Here is a 24,099-nt window from a genome sequence, read left to right on the forward strand (position 1 = left end):
AATTATAGACCCTCCGTCATTTCTTTATAGTATTTTGCCACTCTTTCGCGGCGGCAATGTTCACCAACCACAATTGCTTTAATTCGGTCGCAAGCTAATTCAACTTGATCATTTTCTACAACATAGTCATAAGCGTCCATCATTTCGATTTCTTCTTTCGCTACAGTTAAACGATTTTCAATAACATCTTCAGTTTCTGTACCACGGCCGACAATTCGGTTCTTTAGTTCAGATAAACTTGGAGGTGCTAAGAAAATAAATACACTTTCAGGGAAGGCTTTCTTAACTTGAATTGCTCCTTGTACTTCAATTTCTAAGAACACATCTTTTCCTTCTTGTAACGTTTTTTCAACATAATCAATCGGTGTTCCGTAATAATTACCAACGAACTCAGCCCATTCAAGTAACTTTTCATTACGAATCATTTCTTCAAATTCTTCTCTCTCTTTAAAGAAATAATCCACACCATCTACTTCACCTTCACGCGGTTTACGTGTCGTTACTGAAATAGAGTACTGAAAACGTGTGTCTTCATGGCTAAACAGCTCTTTTCGAACCGTTCCTTTCCCGACACCAGAAGGTCCCGAAAGAACGATGAGCAATCCTCTTCTACTTCTCATAAATATGTAAAACCTACCCTTCCTCACTTAAATCTTCTTTATTATTCAAACGATGTGCAATCGTCTCTGGCTGAATTGGACTTAATACTACATGCCCATCATCCATAACAATAACCGCCCTTGTTTTTCTCCCATACGTAGCATCAAGCAAAGCATTATGTTCACGCGCTTCCTGTACTGTTCGTTTAATAGGAGCTGACTCCGGACTTACAATAGCAATAATTCGATGAGCAGATACAATATTTCCGTATCCAATATTTAAAAACCGCATGGCCATAGTTTGCGCCTCCTAGTAAGTCTATCCGATTTCTCCACCACGTATAACTTTATATATTTTTTGAAAGCTACTCAATATTTTGTACTTGTTCACGAATTTTTTCAAGGTTATTTTTCATTTCTACGACATATTTTGAAATTGTTAAGTCATTTGCCTTAGAACCTATCGTATTTACTTCCCTATGCATCTCTTGCACAATGAAGTCCATTTTCCTTCCAACAGGCTCTGTAATTTGCAGTGCTTCACGAAATTGATCTAAATGACTCTGTAATCGAACTAATTCTTCGTGAATATCTGAACGCTCTGCAAATATTGCTATTTCTGTCAACAATCGTTGTTCATCTAAATCTTGATTATGTAATTCTTTTAAGCGATTTTCTAATCGTTCACGATATTTTTGTGTGACAATTGGTGCATGTGGAATAATTGCATTTACACAATTATGAATCTCTTGCAAACGATATGCTATATCTTTATGTAATCGTTCTCCTTCGCCATCTCTCATCGTTTTCAACATATGAGCAGCTTGGCGAACAGCCTCATATAAACCGGTTTCAAATTGTTCATTTACATTTTCTATTTCTTCAACTGCCGTTACTTCTGGCATTCTCATTAGTTGCCCGAGTGTAATAGAATCTTGTAATTGAAATTTCCCTTTTATATTTTCCATAATGGATTGGTACTGTTCAAGAAGTTCCCAATTCACAGTTAATTTTCTTTCAACAAGCCCTTCACCTGTTATACTAATAGACACTTCAATACGTCCACGGCGAACTTGCTTTGCAATTATTTTACGAATCTTGTCTTCAAACACCATCATTTGCTTCGGAAGCCGAATACTCATTTCTAAAAAACGATGGTTCACCGACTTCATTTCTACTGTTATTTGAAAAGTATCGTTTTCTACCTTCGATCTTCCAAATCCTGTCATACTACAAATCATCTTTATCACATCCAAGCCATGAAATAACTCAATGAAAAAGGTAATAGAGATGCAACTCTACTACCTTCTGTAAATTATATCATATTTTCATATCATTGACTATTTCAAGTTTAATCCCTTCTTATATAACAGTGGCTTTTTCTTTTTTTCCTTTTTTCTTGTTAATAAGGATCCTACTAATAAGAAGGTAGGAATAGATGATAATCCCCCAATTAACAACCAATCTCGTGCTTGTATCGGCATTGTGCTAAAAATCGGCTGTAATGGTGGATAATATATAACTACAAGCATTAACAGTAAAGAAATAATAACCGCCCCTACTAAATATATATTTCCAAACGGGTTGCGGTGAAATATAGAATGTTCACTACGACAATCAAATACATGAATAAGCTGAGCCAGTACTAATGTTGCGAAGGCTACCGTTTGTGCATACTTCAATTCATTCGGATGCTGGTTAAATGCAATAATAAACGCTACTAATGTCACTGCTCCGATTAGAAAACCACGACTTATAATTTTCCACGCAAGCCCTCTAGCGAACACCCCTTCTTTCGGATGGCGTGGTGTTCTCTTCATCACATCTCCTTCAGCCTTATCCAAACCTAATGCCATCGCTGGTAAACCGTCAGTAACTAAGTTCACCCATAAAATTTGAATTGGAACCATCGGCAATGGCAGTGCCAGTAACATCGCAAATAACATAACTAAAATTTCACCAACGTTAGATGCTAACAAATACCGAATAAACTTCCGAATATTTTCATATATGTTTCTACCTTCTTTAATCGCCGATTTAATCGTAGCAAAGTTATCATCTAACAACACAAGTGAAGAAGCTTCTTTTGCAACATCTGTCCCTGTAATTCCCATCGCAATCCCTATATCAGCTGTTTTAATAGCTGGAGCATCGTTCACTCCATCACCTGTCATAGCTACTATATGCCCCTTATTTTGCAGCGCCTTAACGATTTTCAATTTATGCTCAGGAGACACACGAGCGAATACATACGTATCTTCTACAATATCTTCTAATGCCTCTACATCCATATTCGCAAGTTCTACACCTTCAACAACGCGTCCACCCGCTGGTAAAACCCCTAACTGTTCCGCAATTGCCATTGCTGTCACTTTATGATCTCCCGTAATCATTACCGTTCTAATACCAGCTTCCTTACACTCTTTCACCGCTTGCGCCACTTCTGGTCTTGGCGGATCTATCATTCCTTGTATTCCAACAAGCATAAAATCCTGTTCGACTTCTCTTTCGTGTTCAATTGAATCTGTAGCTTTTAACGGTTTAAATGCCACCGCAATCGTTCGTAAAGCCTGACTTCCTAAACTATGAATCGCTGCCTGCACTTCTTTTCGATACATTTCACTTAAAGGCTGCTGCTTATTTCCCCACAAAATTGTTTGACTCATTTGCAAAAGAACATCTGGCGCTCCTTTTGTAATAACAAATTTTTTACCTTCACGATCACGAACGATAACGCTCATCATTTTTCTAGTTGAATCAAAAGGAAATTCACGAATGACTTCAAACTTTCCTTTAAGAGCTTCACGTGATATTCCCGCCTTCATTGCAGCCGCAACGAGAGCTCCCTCTGTTGGATCTCCATCTAACACATACGTCTTTTTCTTTTGAATAACATTCGCATTATTACATAAACAGCCAAATGTAAGTAGTTGATACAATGATTTCGTCTTAGTAGGGTCAATTACTTCTTCACCTTTCATAAACGAACCCGTTGGCTCATAGCCTTGACCTGTTACTTTCCACAATTCTCCGCCTGACCACATATGTGTTACCATCATTTTATTTTGTGTCATTGTGCCTGTTTTATCTGAGCAAATAACAGAAGCACAGCCTAACGTTTCTACAGCTGGTAACTTTCGCACAATTGCCCTCTTTTTAATCATACGCTGTACACCAAGTGATAGCGCAACCGTAACGATAGCTGGTAATCCTTCTGGAATAGCTGCAACAGCAAGTGAAACCCCAGCCAAAAACATGTGATACACTTCATTCCCTTGATATACACCAGCTAATACAACAAGAGCTGTCAAAATAAGAGCAACAATAATCAAAATTTTCCCAAGCTGTTCTAATCTTCTTTGTAATGGCGTTTCCATTTGTACAGCATTTTGCAACATATTTGCAATTTGCCCCATAGCTGTATTCATTCCAGTCGCTACGACTACTCCTGTTCCAGCACCTCTCGTTATCATCGTCCCCATAAATGCCATGTTTTTTTGATCACCAATTGAAACATCTTGGCCTTGTAACGCCTCTACCTTCTTTTGTACAGGCAATGACTCTCCTGTAAGAGCCGATTCTTCAATATATAAACTTGAAGATTCCACAAGGCGAACATCCGCGCCAATACGGTCACCACTAGAAAACTTAATAATATCACCTAGTACAAGTGCTTTTGACGGCGCTTTTATCCACTTCCCATTTCTTAGTACAGTAACTTGAGGAGCTGCCAATTCTTTTAAAGCTTCCAACGATTTTTCAGCTTTCCTCTCTTGAAAAAAACCGAGGACACCATTGATAATAACAATTGCAACAATTGCAATCGAATCAATATACTCTCCTAAAAAAGCTGAAATAATTGTAGCACCAAATAAAACAAGTACCATAAAATCTTTAAATTGCGCTAAAAACACCATAAGCGCAGAAGGCCGCTTTGCTTCTTGCAATTCATTTGTACCAAATTTCTTTAATCGGCCCTCTGCTTCTTGCTCTGTAAGACCTACCTCCACATTCGTATTCGTTCTTTCCTCCACTTCATGTGCTCGCATTTCATACCAATTCATCCTGCCATCGACCTCCTGATTCCAGACATACTCTAATGAAAGCTTATTCAGCCTCGTCCAAAAAAATGCTATAATTAACTTTTAGTTAGAAAGGAGTGTTCATTCATGGCATTCGATGGATTATTTACAAGAGCAATTACACATGAAATTGCAAATTCTCTTCAAACAGGAAGAATTTCAAAAATATATCAACCCTCAAAATATGAAGTTTTATTACATATTCGAGCAAACGGAAAAAATCAAAAGCTGATTCTTTCATCTCACCCTACATATGCGCGTATGCACTTAACAAATCAAAACTACGATTCACCAGCGCTACCGCCGATGTTTTGTATGCTTCTTCGCAAGCATTTAGAAGGTGGATTTATTGAAAAAATTGAACAAATTGACTTAGAACGTATTATTCAAATTACAGTCCGCAGTCGTAATGAAATCGGTGACGAATCAGTAAAAACATTAGTAATCGAAATAATGGGACGACACAGTAATATTATCTTAGTAGATACGAAAACAAATGTTATTTTAGATAGCTTAAAACACGTTTCTTTAGCGGTAAACCGACATCGTACTGTATATGCTGGAGCTGAATATGTTGCCCCACCAGCACAACATAAAGTTAATCCGCTTCTTATCGAAACAGAAGATGATTTCATTAAACCGCTCGACTTTTTATCTGGCAACATGGACAAACAACTTGTCGGAGCATTCATGGGAATTTCCCCATTATTTGCAAAAGAAGTTGTAAAAAAAGCAGGTATGGCAAATGAAAAAGCATTATCTGAAGCTTTCTTCAGCTTGCAAAAACCATTGCTAACACATCAGTACGTGCCAGCAATGATAACAGCAAATGGAAAAGAGTTCTTTTACCTATTCCCTCTTTCTCACTTACAAGGAAATGAAAAAACATTTTCATCTGTTAGTGTATTATTAGATCGTTTCTTCTTTGGTAAAGCAGAGCGCGATCGTGTAAAACAACAAGCTCACGATTTAGAACGCTTTATGCAAAACGAAAAAAACAAAAATGAGAAAAAACTTATTAAACTTGAAAAAACATTACAAGATGCTGGAAAAGCAGATAAATATCAACTATTTGGAGAGCTGCTTACAGCCAATATGTACACTTTGAAAAAAGGTGATAAAGATATTGAGGTCATTAATTATTACGATGAAAATGGCGGAACTGTAAAAATCACATTAGATCCTTTAAAAACACCATCTGACAATGCACAACGCTATTTCCAAAAGTACCAAAAAGCAAAAAATTCAGTTGTTATTGTAGAAGAACAAATCGAAAAAACCAATGAAGAAATTCTTTATTTCGATAGCTTACTTCAACAAATGGAAGCTGCTTCTTCAAAAGATATTGAAGAAATTCGTGAGGAGCTAGCTGAAGAAGGATATGTGCGCAATCGTAAGAAGAAAAACGCAAAGAAAAAACCTACAAAACCAGTATTGGATAAATATTTAGCTAGTGACGGTACAGAGATTTTCGTTGGTAAAAACAATAAGCAAAATGATTATTTAACAACGAAATTTGCCCGTCGTGATGAAATTTGGTTACATACGAAAGACATACCTGGCTCTCATGTTGTCATTCGTTCTTTAGAACCTGCTGAAGAAACTTTACTGGAAGCTGCAAAAATCGCCGCTTATTACAGTAAAGCAAAAGAGTCTAGCTCTGTACCTGTTGATTTCACTAAAATACGTCACGTTAAAAAACCGAGTGGTGCAAAACTTGGATTCGTTACGTATGATAACCAACAAACAGTATATGTAACACCAGATGCTGACATCGTAATGAAATTAAAAGCGTAAATAAAAAATGCGTTGCTTGCTAGCAACGCATTTTTTATTTTTCCAGCTTAGTTCATATATCCATTAACTAATTCATAACATCTTTCTTTTGTCATCTTATATTTCTCTTCTGAAGCTTCTATACGTCTCATCGTTCCATTGTTTGGATCAGTACCAATTGCTGTAACTTTACTTTCTTTTTCTTTAACCCACGCAATTTGTTTCGTTTTTAACGACTGAAATGCATCAGGTGACATCGTATTTTTTAATGCGCTGTAAATTTCATTTAATTTACTATCCCACAATTGATAATTTCCTTCTATTTCATTAACTATATCGTTTGTTGTCATAACATTTGTATGTTTTTCTTGATTTTCTAGCGTGGCTAACTCATTTAGAACCTTAGTTTTACCTAATACTGAAGAAGATTCTTTTTTAGGCTGCTTCTCTTCTTTCGAACTAGTATACGTACTGGAATCATTTCCCTTAGCTGTTTCTTGCTCTTGAATAAAATCTTCTTTCGTTACCTTTTCTTGTTCTTTGTCATCTACATTGTGAGTAATAACAGATGTTTGGGCGTCCACAGCAACTACTCCGTTACTTTCTTTAAAAATATATTTCTTATTTCCACTATTCTCTTCTCTAACAAAAGAGACATTCTTGAAACCTTGAACTCTAAGAAGCTCGTTAGCTTCTTCTTTCGTTAACTTTAAATTTGCTAGCGTATTTGATGACCATCTATCCATTAACCATTTTCCATCTTTATAAACTAAAATAAATTCCCATGTCTCCGCTTCATTCCCCATGTCATTTGCAAGGGTAAGTGTCTCAATCTTTAAAACATCATTTTTCTGTGAATAAGTTATCCTCACGTCGGGCTCAATATGAATTGGAAATGGCAACATATCAGTTTCCCTTGACCTATTAAATGTATCAAGCAAACCTGGAAGCTGTTTCTCCAGAAACTTATCTGAAACTATACCCTTAACGCCTTTTTTAGCTGTACCCAAATCTCCAGGATTATTTCGACTCCATCCATTCTCTTTTTCCATTTCACTAAAAGAGTTTGCTATTCCATCTACGCTCTTTCTTACAATCTTTTTCGCTTCTTTTTCTGTCACTTCTGGTGCTTCATCAAGCTGTTCAATTGTTTTATTTACTTGAACTTTGTTTTCACTTTTTTCACAACCTGCTAGAACAACCATACTAGCTACCAAGCAAAATGACATTACTTTACTTAATTTTTTCATATACTCACAATCCTTATCCCTTCATATTTGTTACGTATCCCTATCTTCGAGAGAAATCCAACAATTCCCTATTATATCAATAATAATCGTTAATTTATATATTAAAATTTACATTAAAATAAAACGTAAGCATAATGTTTTTCCAAATATATACTCTAAACATCACTTATCCTTTCCTTTCCTCACTTCAATATTGTCAAAAAATTTGACAGTTCTATTTCGCATTTGTATAAATTTTTTTACAGTGTGTAAAGAAAGTGAATCTTGAGTTGATGTTTTTTTTCATTCTCCCACTGTTAATTAAAGTAATCTGTATTTCACGAGCAGCCCACCGCCCACAAATAATGGGCTAAATTTCTTATCTTCTCTAAAACATATGTAATTCCCACTATCTTTTTCTCTAAAGATATTTTTTGGCACGCTATTTGCTTTATTCAATACTGTGAAAAGGGGGAATTAACATGACTTTAAGAATTAATAAAATCCAAAATCAACTAAAAAACTATGAAATTGACGGATTACTTATTACAAAAAAAGAAAATCGCCAATATGCAACAGGTTTTACAGGTAGCGCTGGCGTCGTCTTAATCTCTGCGGATAACGCTGTTTTTATAACTGATTTCCGCTATGTAGATCAAGCGAAATCACAAATAAAAGACGCAGAAATCATTATGCATAAAGGAAATTTAGAAAAAGAAGTTGCAAATCAAGTATCCAAATTAAACATTCAAAAACTTGGAATTGAAGAAAATAACATGACATTGCAACAATATAAGAACTTACAAAAATATATGAAGGCAGAAATGGTTCAGGTGTGTGAAATCATCGAAGATATTCGTATTATTAAAGACACACCCGAAATAGAAACAATGAAAATTGCCGCTACTATTGCTGACGAAGCTTTCCAACACATTCTCAGCTTTCTAAAACCGGGAATAAGCGAAACTGAAGTCCGAGATGAATTAGAATTTTTCATGCGAAAAAAAGGAGCTACGTCCTCATCGTTTCAAATCATTGTAGCTTCTGGTGTTCGTTCTTCTCTTCCTCATGGTGTTGCATCAAATAAAATCATTGAACGAGGCGATATGATTACATTAGATTTCGGTGCACTTTACAACGGCTATTGTTCCGATATAACACGTACTGTAGCAATCGGCGAACCATCAGAAGAATTCAAAAAAATATATAATGTTGTATTAGAAGCATTGAAGCGTGGAACTGAAGCAATTAAACCTGGAGAAACTGCGAAAAGTATCGATGATATAACGAGAGATTACATTACAGAACATGGATACGGTCAATACTTTGGCCACTCTACCGGGCACGGTCTCGGGTTAGAAATACATGAACCGCTTCGCCTATCCCAAGAAAGTAAGGCAACTTTACAAGAAGGTATGGTTGTTACAGTTGAGCCGGGTATTTACATACCGAACTGGGGCGGTTGTAGAATTGAAGACGATATCGTCATTACAAAAGAAGGCTATGAGGTTATTACAAAGGCAAATCGGGAACTAATTGTCATTCCCTGTTAAAAATCATGAACTTTTAAACAGGAGTTTTTTCTTTACACATAGAATTCCTTCTCTGGAGTAATTGTTTAAAGAGGGGGAATTTTAATTGAACTTTGTAATCGATAAGATAGATGGTTTACAGCTTGAATTTTCAAAACTTGTTTCCATGATGAATTACGCTCGCTATACAACAATGCAGGCTGCCGAAGGCTTAACAATTGAAGAACTTGATTATTTGTATGATGATGAAGCAAACTCAATTGGTATGCTTTTGTACCATATGGCTGCTATTGAATTTTACTACCAAATTCATACCTTTGAAGATCGTGAACCAACAGATGCTGAATTAGAACACTGGTTACCTGCTGTTGAGTTAGGAAATCTTGGACGCGAGAAAATAAAAGGCAACTCAATAGAATTCTACATAAATACGTTACAAGAAGTGCGCTCTAAAACGATTGAAACTTTTCAATCGTTACCTGATGAATGGCTATTTAAAACGACAGATTTTTGGCATGACAAACCAGCAAATAACTACTTTAAGTGGTTTCACGTATTTGAAGATGAAATCAATCATCGCGGACAAATTCGTTTAATTAAAAAGATGCAAAAAGCACATTCAGTAAAATAAGAAAATGCCACTGAATAAGGTGGCATTTTCTTTTATTCATTAGCGAATAGCTTTTCGTTTACTTTTTTAGCGACCACCGCTAGCGCTATTAGAATGCATATTAAATATAACAATTTCGCGATAAATAACCACCCTTGAAAAATTACAATTCCATCTATTATCTCATTTCCTTTCAATAACAAAAACGGAATCGTGCTAATTACAAATACAAACTCGATACTAAGAACAATTTTCTTTTTTCGACTATATGCTTTCCATTCACTCCAGCGGTACAAAGGAGCAAAAAACAGTACGCCTATACATAATATAACGCCTATCCATTCACTTTTAAGAAATTGTCCTGAAATGATAGATAATATTAAACAAGCAAGTACACCATAATACCCTATTTTTTCTCTCATCCGTACTATCCCCCATTCTATCCCTCCTTGAATTCCATTTTTAGGATTAATTGTATTGTATCATCCATTTTTATTCCTTACCATTACAGTACATGAAATTTCACTTTTTTCTTTTTCCTATACTCACATACTTTCTCTGCTTTCATACAATAAACTACACGAACGCCTAAAGGATGTGAATGTTATGGGAGTTGAATTAACGCTTTTACATGCTCTCTATGTTCTTTGTTTACTGACCATCATTACCTTTTTTATTCTCCGGAAAGATACGACGATCATTTGTATCGTTTTTATCTTTTTGTTAGCATTAACCGCAACAAGTTCTATTCCTCTTGCCATTAGCGGTATTTTCCAAAGCTTCATTTACGCCATTACCGAACTATTACCAACTATATTAATCATCTCCATTATCGTATCGATGAGCAATCTACTCGTTCATACTGGCATAAATGATACGATGATTTCACCATTTACAAAGATGATTCGTACACCTACACTCGCCTACTGGATTATCGGTCTATTAATGATGACAATTTCCTTCTTCTTTTGGCCTTCTCCAGCTGTCGCGTTAATGGGGGCCATTTTATTACCAGTCGCTGTACGCGTCGGCCTTCCACCGATCGGGGTTGCCATTGCTATGAACTTATTCGGACACGGTATCGCTTTATCCGGCGACTTCGTTATTCAAGGTGCTCCGAAATTAACCGCAGACGCCGCCGGACTTCCTGTTTCTAGCGTTGTTTCTGCCAGTGTTCCCCTCGTTATCGTTATGGGCATTGTGACAACTTCCGTCGCATTTTTCTTCTTACGAAAAGAATTTCATACAGGCTTATCTATACAAGAATCTATCCCATCAACCGAGTCTTCTAAAACGCTCACTTCATTATCTCCTCGGGCAAAGAAATGGCTTGCCATATGTATCCCTATCGTATATATCATCGATATTCTTTGCATGATTCAGTTTAAACTACAAGGAAGCGACGCAACAGCACTTATCGGCGGGACGACAGTTATTATGATTATCATTATTTCTCTCATCGCCTACAAAGGAAATGGCCTGAATAAAACGACCGATTATTTTATAGAAGGACTACAATTTGGATTTAAAATTTTCGGTCCAGTTATTCCAATTGCTGCACTTTTTTATTTAGGAGATAGCGGCTTTGTGAAAATTATCGGAGACTATTTACCGAAAGGTTCACATGGAATTATTAATGACTTAGGAATCGCCTTATCTCAAACTGTACCTTTAAATCAATATGTATCCGCTGGAACTTTAACTATCGTTGGTGTCATAACGGGCTTAGATGGATCTGGCTTTTCAGGTATATCACTTACTGGTTCGATTGCAAACCTTTTCGGTACAGCACTTGGGCATGGAACAGCAACATTAACAGCTCTCGGACAAATTGCAGCTATATGGACCGGGGGCGGGACTTTAATTCCTTGGGCGCTTATTCCTGCCGCTGCCATTTGTAAAGTAGATCCATTTGAACTTGCACGCCGAAACTTTTTACCTGTTGTGATTGGCTTAATCGTCACCACGATCGTTGCGATGTTTATTCTGTAACGTAAGCAAGACAATACTTGCTTACGTTTTTTAGGTTAAGTATTGAAACATCCTGACCTTCAAAAGGGATTATGTATATGTTAGCGAAATTATATTAAGAGAGTATTTATTTCAAAACGTTTACGAAGAACAGATTACTGCAATTAGAAAAGGGGACATAACTATGAATGAATTGATTTTCGTCTTATTTCTTTGTCCATTACTTATCTTTATCGTTTCTGTTATTGGAACACGTAGAACGAAAACGTATTACGTAATGCCGATTGTAACGTTTGCTAGTTTTTTAATAATAGGTGTTATCGCCTTTACTCCAGAGTTTTTCTTTTGGGTCGGTATGTACAGCATCTTCTCATTTATCGTTTCTTATATGACTCTATTGTTTGTAAGAGGGTATGAATATTATCAAAGTAGTAACTAATGATGACCATTACTATTTTTTTATAAAAAAAGACGACTGCGTTTCCCCACACAGTCGTCTTTTTTCGTGTTACGCTGTGATCCAAGCCTCATTAGCTGGATTTTTACGCCACTCTTGTAATTTTTTCGTTTCAGCTTGTCCGATCATACCTTTTTCTGCTGCAACTTCAGTTAATGCACTGTAATCACTTAAAGAATATGAAGCTACGTTAGCTGCTTCTAATTTTTCTTTTCCTGACTCAAGCTCGTATGTGAAGATTGATACGATTCCTAATACTTCACAGCCAGCTTCGCGAAGTGCTTCTACACATGTAATTGCACTACCGCCAGTTGAAATTAAGTCTTCTACTACTACTACTTTTTGACCTTTTTCAGCTTTTCCTTCGATTTGGTTCCCTTTACCGTGACCTTTTGCCTTACTACGTACGTAGCACATTGGTAAATCCATACGATCGCTTACCCATGCAGCGTGCGCAATACCAGCAGTTGCTGTTCCTGCAATAACTTCTACAGTTGGGAAGTGCTCTTTAATTAATTCTTCTAATCCAGCTGCGATCGCTTGGCGTACTTTTGGATAAGATAAAGTTAAACGATTATCACAATAAATTGGTGATTTCATACCAGAAGACCAAGTGAATGGATCATTCGGTTGTAAAAATACTGCTCCAATTTCTAATAAATGCGATGCGATTTCTTTTTTCATACTGTTACACCTTCCCACTGTTGTTTTACTGTTTTATACGCTTCAAGCGGATTTTCTGCTTTTGTAATACTACGTCCAACTACGATGTAGCTTGAACCAAGTTCCCTCGCACGTTTCGGTGTTGCTACGCGCACTTGGTCATTCACATCATCACTTGCAAGACGAATCCCCGGTGTTACTGTTACAAATTCATTTCCGCATACTTCACGTAATTTTGGTACTTCAAGTGTTGAACAAACAACGCCATCAAGTCCACTTTCTTTCGTTAATTTTGCATAATGAGCAACCGCTTCTTCTAACGTTTTCTCAATACCAATCTCTTTTTTCATCATAGCTTCCGAAGTGCTTGTTAGTTGTGTAACTGCAATACAAATCGGTCTCTCTTTTCCTTCTTGCTTACCTTCCTCTAATCCCTCAATCGCAGCTTTCATCATACTACTTCCCCCAGCAGCATGAACATTTACCATATCTACATCTAGACTAGCTAGGCTACGCATAGCGCTTTTTACCGTATTCGGAATATCATGAAGTTTTAAATCTAGAAAAATCTTATGCCCTTTTTCTTTTAAGTACGTAATAATTGCAGGACCCTCTTTGTAAAATAACTCCATACCCACTTTGACAAATAACTCTTCCCCTTCAAAGTGATGTAAGAATTGTTCTACCTCTTGTTTCCCTGGAAAATCTAGTGCAACAATTAGCGACTGTGACATACTTACTTCCAGCTCCTTCCTCGACATTCCGAAATGTGATCAAATCCTAATTCATCTAGTAATGCTGGTAATTCTTCAATAATTGTCGGACATACGAACGGATCGATAAAGTTCGCCGTTCCAACTGCAACCGCGCTTGCGCCAGCATAGAAGAATTCAATTACATCTTCCGCTGTTTCAATACCACCCATTCCGATAATCGGAATGTTAACCGCTTGACTTACTTCATGTACCATACGAATTGCTACTGGCTTAATCGCAGGCCCTGATAGTCCGCCCGTACGGTTTGCTAAAATTGGTTTTGCAGTTTTTAAATCTAGACGCATACCAAGCAATGTATTAATCATCGTTAAACCGTCCGCACCCGCATTTTCAATTGCTTTTGCAATTTCCACAATGTTTGCCACGTTCGGTGACAATTTCACATATACCGGTACTTCAGAAACCTCTTTTACTCGCTTCGTTAAATCAGCAGCAATTTCAGGATTTGTACCAAAAGCGATACCACCCGTTTTTACGTTTGGACAAGAAATATTTAATTCTAGCGCATGAACATTAGGTGCCTTTGAAATTGCCTTCGCAACCGCTACGTAATCCTCAGCTTGTGAACCCGCAACGTTTGCAATAATCGGAAGATCAAATTGCTCGAGAAAAGGTAATTCAGAATTCATTACCTTTTCTAATCCAGGATTTTGAAGCCCGATTGCATTTAGCATTCCGCCTGGTGTTTCAGCAACACGAGGCGTTGGGTTTCCATAACGAGGTTGTTCTGTTGTCGCTTTAATCATAATTGATCCAAGTACACTTAAATCATAGAACTGTGCATACTCACGACCAAATCCGAAGCAACCAGATGCTGGGATGATTGGATTTTTTAATGATAACCCTGGTAATTCAACTTGCAATCTGTTCATAGTACAACCTCCCCGATTGGAAATACTGGTCCGTCGCTACACACCTTCTTGTAAGAATGTCCACTCGGATCTGCTTGTAAATGGCATACACATGCGAAACATGCTCCGATGCCACAGCCCATACGTTCTTCTAATGAAATGTAGGCTTTTCTCTCCTTATAGCGTCCTTCTAATGCACGAAGCATCGCTAAAGGTCCACATGAGTAGAGAATGTCAAAGTCAATTCCATAGCTATCAATTACATCTGTTACAAACCCTTTTGTACCATGTGTACCATCAACTGTTGCAACATACGTATCACCAAGCTCTGCGAATTTCTCTTCATAGAAGACAACATCTTTCGTTTGGAAACCTAAGATGTGAATAACGCGTACTCCTTTTGCTACAAGACGCTGTGACAATTCATATAGTGGTGGTACACCAATCCCCCCACCAACTAATAGAGCCGTTTGTCCAGATTGCGCTTCTTCTACAGGAAATCCATGACCAAGTGGTCCTAACACATCTACAAGTTCACCTTGTTTTCTTTTCGCTAATGTTTTTGTTCCTTGTCCTTCCGCACGATATAGCATTGTAAATTCGTTCTTGTCTTGATCAACATTACAAATACTAATTGGGCGGCGCAGAAGGGGCGTAATGCCCTCTGCTACCTTAATGTGTACAAACTGCCCTGGATCCTTCATTTGCTGCACTAGATCCCCTTGAAGCACTAATTCGTAAATGTTTTTTGCGATTTCTTTTTGGTTAACGACGATCATATTTTGCTTTTGCATCATGCATGTACCACCTCGTGACGCTTCGTTTGCGTAATTTCTTTCATTGAATGAGCTGAGAATGTCATAGATTCTAATACTCTCAAGATTGCTCTCGTTGTATCAAGTGATGTTAAGCAAGCCACACCATTTTCTACTGATTCACGGCGAATGCGGAAACCATCACGCGCTGGTTGTTTTCCTTTTGTTAATGTATTGATTACAAACTGCGCTTTCCCTTGACGGATAATATCAAGTAAGTTGTAGTCTTCAGAATCAATTTTGTTTACAACTTGCACCGGAATGTTTTGTTCTGTTAGGGATTGTGCTGTTCCTGCTGTTGCTAATAAGTTATAGCCGATTTCATGGAAGCGTTTTGCAATTTCCAGCGCTTCTTCTTTATCTTTATCCGCTACAGTGATAATTACTGATCCGTGCGTTGGAATGTTAATTCCTGAAGCAACAAGTCCTTTATATAATGCTTTTTCAAGCGTTAAATCTTTACCCATTACTTCCCCTGTTGATTTCATTTCAGGCCCTAATGTTGTATCAACTGAGCGTAGTTTCGCAAATGAGAATACCGGTGCTTTTACATACACTTCCTTCTCTTCTGGGTGATAGCCAGTTCCATATCCTTGTTCTACAAGGTTTTGACCTAAAATAACTTTCGTTGCGATATTTGCCATCGGTACGCCTGTAATTTTACTTAAGAATGGTACTGTACGGCTCGCACGTGGATTTACTTCAATTACATACACTTCATCTTTGAATACTACAAACTGAATGTTTAGTAATCCAACAATGTTTAAACCTTTTCCAAGCGCAATTGTATGTTCAATAATTTGTTCTTTTAGTTTTTCAGATAGGCTCTGTGGTGGATATACTCCAATTGAATCCCCAGAGTGAACTCCAGCGCGTTCGATATGTTCCATAATACCTGGAATGAATACATTCTCACCGTCTGAAATTGCATCTACTTCAATTTCTTTACCAACCATATAACGGTCGATTAATACTGGGTGATCTGCGTGAACTTTAACCGCATTTTTCATGTAATGCAGTAATTCTTCTTGACGATATACGATTTCCATCGCACGTCCACCTAGTACGTAAGATGGTCTTACTAATACTGGGTAACCAATTTTGTCAGCGATCGCTACTGCTTGCTCTACAGTCGTTGCTGTTTTACCAACTGGTTGCGGGATACCAAGCTTTGTTAAAGCTGCTTCAAACTTATCACGATCTTCTGCACGGTCTAAATCTTCAAGTGATGTTCCTAAGATTTTCACACCGTGTGCTTCTAATTTAGCTGCTAAGTTAATTGCCGTTTGTCCACCGAATTGGACGATAACACCTTCTGGCTTTTCTAAATCGATAATGTGCATTACATCTTCGATTGTTAATGGTTCAAAGTATAATTTGTCAGAAATACTGAAGTCTGTTGAAACTGTTTCAGGGTTGTTATTAACAATGATTGCCTCATATCCAGCTTCTTTTATTGCCCATACAGAGTGAACTGTTGCATAATCAAACTCAACACCTTGACCAATACGGATTGGACCAGATCCTAGTACAACTACACTCTTACGATCTGTTACAATCGATTCATTCTCGTCACCATATGTGCTGTAGTAGTATGGTGTTGCAGATTCAAACTCTGCCGCACAAGTATCTACCATCTTATAAACAGGAGTCATATTGCTTTCTTTACGCATATCGTAAATTTCACGCTCTGTTTTGTTCCAAGCATTGGCGATGTAATGGTCACTGAAGCCCATTTCTTTCGCAGATTGTAACACTTCCATATTTCCTACATTCGCTTTTACTTCGCGTTCCATGTTTACGATATTTTCAACTTTTTGTAAGAAGAAGAAGTCCATTTCACACCATTCGTTGATTTCTTCTTTCGTTACACCTTGACGGATCGCTTCTGCTACAACGAACAGACGCTCGTCATCAGCTTTTATAATACGCTTTTTCATCGTTTCTTTATCAAGCTCTTTTAAGTGGTCTAACTCTAGGTGATAAACGCCAAGCTCTAAAGAACGGATCGCTTTTAATAATGATTGTTCTAAGTTACGTCCGATTGACATAACTTCACCAGTTGCCTTCATTTGTGTACCAAGTGTTCTGTTTGCTGATTCAAACTTATCAAATGGCCAACGTGGAATTTTTGAAACAACATAGTCTAATGCTGGCTCGAAGCAAGCGTATGTTTTTTGTGTTACTGGGTTTACAATTTCATCTAATGTTAAACCGACTGCAATTTTCGCCGCTAGCTTCGCAATTGGATATCCAGTTGCTTTAGATGCTAGTGCAGACGAACGACTCACACGCGGGTTTACTTCGATTACATAGTATTGGAAGCTATGTGGATCAAGTGCAAGCTGAACGTTACATCCACCTTCAATTCCTAATGCGCGAATAATTCGTAATGAAGTGTTTCGTAACATTTGATACTCACGGTCACTTAATGTTTGGCTCGGTGCTACAACGATAGAATCACCTGTGTGAACCCCAACCGGATCGATATTTTCCATGTTACATACTACAATCGCGTTATCATTCGAATCACGCATTACTTCATATTCAATTTCCTTACAACCAGCAATACTCTTTTCTAATAAACATTGTGTTACTGGACTATGTTTTAATCCACCTGATACGATTTCAATTAGTTCCTCTTCATTATTACAGATTCCGCCACCTGTTCCCCCCATTGTAAATGCTGGGCGAACAATAACTGGATAACCAATTTCTTTTACAAATTCATGTGCTTCTTCCAGCGTATGAATAATAGTACTAGATGGAATTGGTTCATTTAATTCCTGCATTAATGTACGGAATAAGTCACGATCCTCGGCTTGCTCGATTGCTGATAATTTTGTTCCTAAAATTTCAACTCCGCACTCTTCAAGTATGCCTGATTTCGCAAGTTCAACAGCCATATTCAGGCCTGTTTGACCACCTAATGTTGGTAGGAGTGCATCTGGACGTTCTTTACGAATAATACGGCTTACGAATTCTAGTGTTAATGGTTCTATATATACTTTATCTGCTGTTGCAGTATCTGTCATAATTGTTGCTGGGTTAGAGTTAACAAGGATTACTTTGTAACCTTCTTCTCTAAGAGATTGACAAGCTTGTGTACCAGAGTAATCAAACTCTGCTGCTTGCCCAATTACAATTGGTCCTGATCCGATTACTAAAATTGTGTTAATGTCTAGGCGTTTTGGCATAACTCTTCCCCTTCTTTCTTGAAGTTTTCAATCATTGCTAAGAAATCTTCGAATAAATCATTTGCATCTTCTGGTCCTGCAGAAGCTTCTGGATGGTATTGCACTGTAAATGCTGGGAATTTCGTATGACGAAGACCTTCTACTGTTCCATCATTTAAAGCAACATGTGTAATTTCAAGTTCTGTATTTCCAACTGATTCCTCTTCTACTGCGTAACCATGGTTTTGAGATGTAATTGCTACTTTTCCAGTTGCAAGATTTTTTACTGGATGATTTAAACCACGGTGACCGAATTTTAACTTACTTGTATTCGCACCAGATGCTAGCGCGAACAATTGATGTCCTAGGCAAATCCCGAATAAAGGAACTTTACCAATAATGTCTTTTAACATTTCAATTGCTTCTGGTACATCTTTTGGGTCCCCAGGTCCATTACTTAACATAATTCCATCTGGGCTAAGACGTAAAATTTCTTCTGCTGTTGTATTGTAAGGTACAACAATTACATCACAGTCACGCTTATTTAATTCTCGTAAAATACCATGTTTCATTCCGAAGTCTACAAGTACAACGCGATGACCACGACCTGGACTTGGGTATGGGTCTTTTGTTGATACGCGTTTCACATGATCTGTAAAGACAGTTGCTTTCAATTGGCTAACGATGTCCTCTACATCCACATCCATATTGCAAAGACGTCCGCGTAAAGTTCCATATTCACGAATTTTTCTTGTTAATTTTCTCGTATCAATTCCTGCTAATCCTGGGATATTTCTTTCTTTCAAGTAATCATTTAACGAAATTTCATTACGGAAATTTGATGGGTGATCACAAATTTCGTTTACGATTAAACCATTTACAGATGGGTGAATTGATTCAAAATCATCACGGTTAATGCCGTAGTTTCCGATTAATGGATACGTAAATGTTACGATTTGACCGCAGTATGATGGATCAGATAAAGTTTCTTGATATCCAGTCATCCCAGTTGTAAATACAACCTCACCTGACTTTTCGATTTCTCCTCCGAAACCTTTTCCAATTAATACCGTTCCATCTTCTAAGATAAGTTGTCTTTTCATACTAATGCACTCTCCTTTTGCCATGCGATCTTACCACCAACGATTGTCATAACCGGCCAACCTTGGCATTTCCAACCTGCGAATGGTGTATTTTTTCCTTTTGATAAGAATGTTGTTGGATCAATTTCTTCTTCTTGTTCTAAATCGATAATTGTAATATCCGCTGTTCTACCTTCTGTTAGGCGCCCTGCTTCTAAACCGAATGTGTCAGCTGGTTTTTCTGTTAAGAATTGAATTAGTTGCTCTAATGTAATGATTTCTTTTTTCACAAGGTTCGTATATAAAAGCGGGAATGCTGTTTCAAAACCAGTAATTCCGAACGGCGCTCTTTCAATCCCTTGCGCTTTCTCTTCTGCAGTATGCGGTGCATGGTCAGTTGCGATCATATCAATTGTTCCATCTAATAGTCCTTCAATTAACGCTGCATGATCTTCTTTTCCTCGAAGCGGTGGATTCATTTTAAAGTTAGGATCAGCCGATGGGATATCATCTTCACATAATACTAAGTGATGCGGTGTTACTTCTGCTGTCACCTTAATTCCAGCACGTTTCGCGTCACGGATTACACGTACAGATCCTTTTGTACTTACGTGACATACGTGATAGTGACAATTTGCAGCTTCCGCAAGTAAGATGTCCCGGGCAATATGTACGGATTCACATACTGATGGGATACCGTTTAATCCGTGTTTCTCAGAAAACTTCCCTTCATGTACACATCCTTTATTAATAAGTGTGTTCTCTTCACAGTGTGCAACAACTGCCATATTTAATTTCGCTGCACGCTTCATTGCAGCTAACATCATGCTTGCATCTTGCACACCTACGCCATCATCAGTGAAAGCAAACGCTCCAAGTTCTTTTAACGTTTCAAAATCAGTCATTTCAGAACCTGCTTGACGTACTGTAATGGCTCCATATGGTAATACATTTACATGTGCTTTTTCTTCAATACGCTTTTGCAGGTCTTCCATATGTTCTTTACAATCTGGTACTGGGCGTGTGTTTGGCATTGCGCAAATTGTAGTAAATCCACCTTTTGCTGCTGCAAGTGTTCCTGTTTCAATTGTTTCTTTATGTTCACCACCTGGTTCACGAAGATGAACGTGTACATCTACTAATCCAGGTGCGATTAACTTTCCATTTACATCGATTACTTCAGCATTATCTGCCGTAATATTTTCTGCTACCTTCGCAATTTTACCGTCTTGTACGAGAAGATCTGTTGCTACAATTTTTCCTTCTTCATTCATATAACGACCGTTTTTAAACAAATAATTCATGTTTCATTCCTCCTAATACATTTGGTAATGCGCGTTTTAGTACAGCCATTCTTACGTAGACCCCGTTTTCCATTTGCTTAAATATGCGTGAGCGTTCACACTCGACAAGTTCACTCGCAATTTCAACATCACGGTTTACAGGGGCTGGATGCATAATAATGCTTCCTTCTTTCATACGTTTTTCTCTTTCAACTGTTAACCCATGTTGATCGTGATACTCTTTCATAATGTCTGTTTCATAATGATCATGACGCTCATGTTGTACACGAAGTAACATCATCACATCCACTTCTGGAACAAGTTCATCTAAACTCTTGTACGTTCCAAATGTGTTCTCTTCATCTTTCCACTCTTCTGGGCTTGCAAAGTAAATTGTCGCGCCCAGTTTCGTTAATGCTTCTGCATTAGAACGTGCTACTCGGCTATGACGAACATCCCCAACTATTGCAATCTTCAAACCTTCAAATCTTCCAAACTCTTGTTTAATTGTTAGAAGATCGAGTAGACATTGCGTTGGATGATTTCCACATCCATCTCCAGCGTTCAAGATTGGGATATTCACCTGATTTTTTAATTCATCGAAGTAACGATCTTGCTCATGGCGGATGACTACCGCTTTTGTTCCGATTGATTCTAGTGTTCTTATCGTATCGTATAAAGTTTCTCCTTTTTGTACGCTAGATGCATCTGCGGAAAAGTCTAATACTTCAAGTCCTAATCTCTTCTCAGCAACTTCAAAGCTAAATCTCGTCCTCGTACTATTCTCAAAGAACAAGTTCGCAACAAATGTTTGCTCTGTCGTTTTGCTCTCTTTTCCATTCGCGAAATCTTCTGCGTCTTTTAGGATTTCTGAAATTTCTTGTTCCGATAATTCACTCATCGTTAACAAATGGCTCATCGTCATCCCTCATCTTTCTGTTTTTTATGATAACACCATTGAATTTTTATAACAACAACTGTATAAAAATACCCTAGCCTTTTGAGACTAGGGTGCGTTAAAGTAGCCACCCTTTTCTATCTCACAGGACTGAATTAAAAGGTTATTTTTATGAAGCAATCTGCTTAGATTGTTTTGTTTTGTTTGTTTGTTTTGTCTCTGGTAGTAGTAGATTTAATAGTACACCTACAATTGCTGCTAGTGCCATTCCTTCTACTTGGAACGATTCACCTACGTGTAGTACCGCCCCGCCAATACCGATTACTAGTATAACTGATGCAATCATTAAGTTTCGTTTGTCGCCTAAGTCTGTTTTATCGTCTACCATCATACGTAAACCACTTGATGCGATTACACCGAAGAGTAGGATTGATACACCACCCATAACCGGTGTTGGAATCGAATGAATCAGTGCTGAAATCTTCCCGATAAATCCAAACATGATTGCGAACACTGCTGAACCGATGAATAAGTATACACTGTATGCTCTCGTAATTGCTAGCACACCGATGTTTTCACCGTACGTTGTATTCGGTGGTCCTCCTATTATTGATGCGATCAATGTTGCTACCCCATCACCGAAGATTGAACGATGTAAACCTGGTTTTTCAATTAAATCTCTTTTAATAACATTTCCAAGTACAATTTGATGTCCGATATGTTCTGAAATTGTTACAAGTGCAACTGGTACCATTAAGAGTACAATTTTCCAGGAAAACTCCGGAGTATATGTTACAAACGGTACTGTGAAGTCTGGTATGACAAACCATTTCGCCTCAGCTACTGGCTTTAAATCTACTAGCCCTTGGAAGTAAGCGAATATATACCCACCGATGATTCCAAGTAGCACTGGTATGATACTGAAAAACCCTCTCCCAAATATGGAGCAAATGATTGTAATTGCTAATGTTACTAATGCTACTGAAAAGTGTGTAATGCTATACTTACCATCAGCACCGTTCATCGCCATGTTCACTGCTGTATGCGCTAAAGATAAACCGATTACCATTACGACTGGTCCAACTACGATTGGAGGAAGTAATTTCATAATCCACTCTGACCCAGATTTCTTAATTCCGAGTGAGATTAAGATGTACACAAGTCCCGCAAGCATTCCTCCAAGCATTGCTGCTCCAGGTCCACCTGCTGTTTTTGCCGTAATAATTGGTGCAATAAAGGCAAATGATGATCCTAAATATGCTGGTACTTGACCTTTCGTTATTAGAAGAAACGCTAGCGTTCCTAATCCACTTGATATTAAAGCTACTGATGGATTCAGTCCTGTTAAAAACGGAACAAGCACTGTTGATCCAAACATCGCGAACAAATGTTGTATACTTAATAATAACCATTTTCCCGGTTTCGGTACTTCATGAATGTCTAACACTGGCTTTTGCTCCATTGTTACATCCTCCTTCAGTTTTAATTTTTGCAATAAAAAAACTCTTTGTGCCTGTGCACAAAGAGTCCTACACTTTCGTATGCCAAATTTGACACATGAAAGCCAAGACCCTTTGGCAGCCTCACAGGACTACATTTAAAAGGGCTTTACTTATCGTATATGCTTACTCGATCTTGTTGATCTGTCTCTTGCAAATCAACTTCGATACGCTCTTCACTAGATGTTGGAATGTTCTTTCCTACATAATCAGCGCGAATTGGTAATTCTCGATGACCTCTATCAACAAGAACAGCCAATTGGATTTGTGATGGTCTACCTAAATCCATAAGAGCATCCATTGCTGCTCGAACTGTTCTTCCTGTATATAACACATCATCCACAAGGATAACTTTTTTCTTCGTAATATCTACAGGAATATCAGAACCTTTTACAAGTGGTTCTTTATGTTTCGATTGTAGTGTTAAATCATCACGATATAACGTAATATCTAACTCTCCTACTTCCATCTCTTTTCCTTCAATTTGACCAATTCGTTCTGCCAAACGTTGTGCAATAAAAATTCCACGTGTTTTTATTCCGACAAGAACACAATTATCGACACCTTTATTTCGTTCCACGATTTCATGACTAATTCGTGTTAAAGCGCGGCGAATCATTTGGTCATCTAAAACGACAGCTTTCTCTTGCATGCTCTACACCTCCAAGTTTTTTTCTTGCGTGAGAGTAATGGTATAAAAAAAGTCCTCTCAGCGTGTGCGAGAGGACTTTTGAAAAAAGGGTACAGCATACCCTAAGTATTTCAAACCGTTACCTTCTCAACCTCACGGGGCTGTGTTA

General features: G+C 37.8%; 21 protein-coding genes. 5 read left to right on the plus strand and 16 right to left on the minus strand.

Annotated elements, in window-relative coordinates:
* Positions 1-2 precede the first annotated feature (2 nt).
* The 4 genes from gmk to NSQ47_RS12885 form a co-directional block, all read right to left on the minus strand.
* On the minus strand, positions 3-620 hold the full coding sequence (gene gmk / locus NSQ47_RS12870) for a guanylate kinase (protein ID WP_341037099.1): 618 nt from the start codon (positions 618-620) through the stop codon (positions 3-5).
* Between the two features lie 13 nt (positions 621-633).
* Complete coding sequence (gene remA / locus NSQ47_RS12875; RefSeq protein ID WP_001251456.1) at positions 634-897, minus strand: extracellular matrix/biofilm regulator RemA; 264 nt, start codon at positions 895-897, stop codon at positions 634-636.
* Positions 898-964: 67 nt separating this feature from the next.
* Entirely contained in the window at positions 965-1,840 is an 876-nt protein-coding gene (locus NSQ47_RS12880) for a YicC/YloC family endoribonuclease (RefSeq protein WP_002160720.1), read from the minus strand.
* A 99-nt stretch (positions 1,841-1,939) separates the two neighbouring features.
* Positions 1,940-4,663, minus strand: a complete 2,724-nt coding sequence (locus tag NSQ47_RS12885; protein ID WP_078172929.1) for a calcium-translocating P-type ATPase, SERCA-type — start codon at positions 4,661-4,663, stop codon at positions 1,940-1,942.
* A 105-nt stretch (positions 4,664-4,768) separates the two neighbouring features.
* On the opposite strand from NSQ47_RS12885, the gene NSQ47_RS12890 reads away from it, so the two are divergent.
* On the plus strand, positions 4,769-6,478 hold the full coding sequence (locus NSQ47_RS12890) for an Rqc2 family fibronectin-binding protein (RefSeq protein ID WP_341037100.1): 1,710 nt from the start codon (positions 4,769-4,771) through the stop codon (positions 6,476-6,478).
* Positions 6,479-6,525: 47 nt separating this feature from the next.
* Here NSQ47_RS12890 and NSQ47_RS12895 read toward each other — a convergent pair whose 3' ends face one another.
* The gene (locus tag NSQ47_RS12895) at positions 6,526-7,707 is read right to left on the minus strand and encodes a lysozyme inhibitor LprI family protein (protein ID WP_341037101.1); all 1,182 of its coding nucleotides are present in this window, start codon (positions 7,705-7,707) and stop codon (positions 6,526-6,528) included.
* A 461-nt stretch (positions 7,708-8,168) separates the two neighbouring features.
* On the opposite strand from NSQ47_RS12895, the gene NSQ47_RS12900 reads away from it, so the two are divergent.
* Together NSQ47_RS12900 and NSQ47_RS12905 are read left to right on the plus strand one after the other, a co-directional pair.
* A complete protein-coding gene (locus NSQ47_RS12900) occupies positions 8,169-9,239 on the plus strand; it encodes a M24 family metallopeptidase (RefSeq protein WP_016106014.1) in 1,071 nt (356 codons plus the stop codon).
* An 85-nt stretch (positions 9,240-9,324) separates the two neighbouring features.
* Positions 9,325-9,849 (plus strand): DinB family protein, encoded by a 525-nt coding sequence (locus tag NSQ47_RS12905; RefSeq protein WP_016106015.1) that lies wholly within the window; start codon positions 9,325-9,327, stop codon positions 9,847-9,849.
* Between the two features lie 32 nt (positions 9,850-9,881).
* Here the strand turns inward: NSQ47_RS12905 and NSQ47_RS12910 are convergent, their stop codons facing one another.
* Positions 9,882-10,250, minus strand: coding sequence for a YoqO family protein (locus NSQ47_RS12910; RefSeq protein ID WP_002160714.1), 369 nt, complete (start codon positions 10,248-10,250; stop codon positions 9,882-9,884).
* A 184-nt stretch (positions 10,251-10,434) separates the two neighbouring features.
* Here NSQ47_RS12910 and NSQ47_RS12915 point away from each other — a divergent pair, with 184 nt between their 5' ends.
* Together NSQ47_RS12915 and NSQ47_RS12920 are read left to right on the plus strand one after the other, a co-directional pair.
* Positions 10,435-11,820, plus strand: coding sequence for a hypothetical protein (locus tag NSQ47_RS12915; protein ID WP_341037102.1), 1,386 nt, complete (start codon positions 10,435-10,437; stop codon positions 11,818-11,820).
* Between the two features lie 163 nt (positions 11,821-11,983).
* A complete protein-coding gene (locus NSQ47_RS12920) occupies positions 11,984-12,238 on the plus strand; it encodes a YbeF family protein (protein ID WP_016106017.1) in 255 nt (84 codons plus the stop codon).
* A gap of 69 nt (positions 12,239-12,307) precedes the next feature.
* On the opposite strand, the gene pyrE is transcribed toward NSQ47_RS12920, so the two are convergent.
* The 10 genes from pyrE to pyrR form a co-directional block, all read right to left on the minus strand.
* Positions 12,308-12,940, minus strand: coding sequence for an orotate phosphoribosyltransferase (gene pyrE, locus NSQ47_RS12925; RefSeq protein ID WP_000711457.1), 633 nt, complete (start codon positions 12,938-12,940; stop codon positions 12,308-12,310).
* Positions 12,937-13,653 (minus strand): orotidine-5'-phosphate decarboxylase, encoded by a 717-nt coding sequence (gene pyrF / locus NSQ47_RS12930; protein ID WP_000083510.1) that lies wholly within the window; start codon positions 13,651-13,653, stop codon positions 12,937-12,939. The genes pyrE and pyrF overlap by 4 nt, the downstream gene beginning before the upstream one ends.
* Positions 13,654-13,655: 2 nt before the next feature.
* Entirely contained in the window at positions 13,656-14,567 is a 912-nt protein-coding gene (pyrD, locus tag NSQ47_RS12935; protein ID WP_016106019.1) for a dihydroorotate oxidase B catalytic subunit, read from the minus strand.
* A complete protein-coding gene (pyrK, locus tag NSQ47_RS12940) occupies positions 14,564-15,343 on the minus strand; it encodes a dihydroorotate oxidase B electron transfer subunit (RefSeq protein ID WP_002160712.1) in 780 nt (259 codons plus the stop codon). The genes pyrD and pyrK overlap by 4 nt, the downstream gene beginning before the upstream one ends.
* Positions 15,340-18,558: a carbamoyl-phosphate synthase large subunit gene (gene carB, locus NSQ47_RS12945; protein WP_002146052.1), complete on the minus strand. Its 3,219-nt coding sequence runs from the start codon at positions 18,556-18,558 to the stop codon at positions 15,340-15,342. Before carB ends, pyrK begins: the two co-directional genes overlap by 4 nt.
* On the minus strand, positions 18,543-19,640 hold the full coding sequence (locus NSQ47_RS12950; protein ID WP_016106020.1) for a carbamoyl phosphate synthase small subunit: 1,098 nt from the start codon (positions 19,638-19,640) through the stop codon (positions 18,543-18,545). The genes carB and NSQ47_RS12950 overlap by 16 nt, the downstream gene beginning before the upstream one ends.
* Entirely contained in the window at positions 19,637-20,923 is a 1,287-nt protein-coding gene (gene pyrC, locus NSQ47_RS12955; RefSeq protein WP_078179798.1) for a dihydroorotase, read from the minus strand. The genes NSQ47_RS12950 and pyrC overlap by 4 nt, the downstream gene beginning before the upstream one ends.
* Complete coding sequence (pyrB, locus tag NSQ47_RS12960; protein ID WP_204208246.1) at positions 20,907-21,821, minus strand: aspartate carbamoyltransferase catalytic subunit; 915 nt, start codon at positions 21,819-21,821, stop codon at positions 20,907-20,909. The genes pyrC and pyrB overlap by 17 nt, the downstream gene beginning before the upstream one ends.
* Positions 21,822-21,969: 148 nt before the next feature.
* Positions 21,970-23,262: a uracil permease gene (gene uraA, locus NSQ47_RS12965; protein ID WP_341037103.1), complete on the minus strand. Its 1,293-nt coding sequence runs from the start codon at positions 23,260-23,262 to the stop codon at positions 21,970-21,972.
* Positions 23,263-23,408: 146 nt separating this feature from the next.
* Positions 23,409-23,951, minus strand: a complete 543-nt coding sequence (pyrR, locus tag NSQ47_RS12970; RefSeq protein ID WP_001156489.1) for a bifunctional pyrimidine operon transcriptional regulator/uracil phosphoribosyltransferase — start codon at positions 23,949-23,951, stop codon at positions 23,409-23,411.
* Between the last annotated feature and the right edge of the window lie 148 nt (positions 23,952-24,099).

The organism is Bacillus sp. FSL R10-2780 (assembly GCF_038006125.1).
Lineage (GTDB): Bacteria > Bacillota > Bacilli > Bacillales > Bacillaceae_G > Bacillus_A > Bacillus_A cereus_U.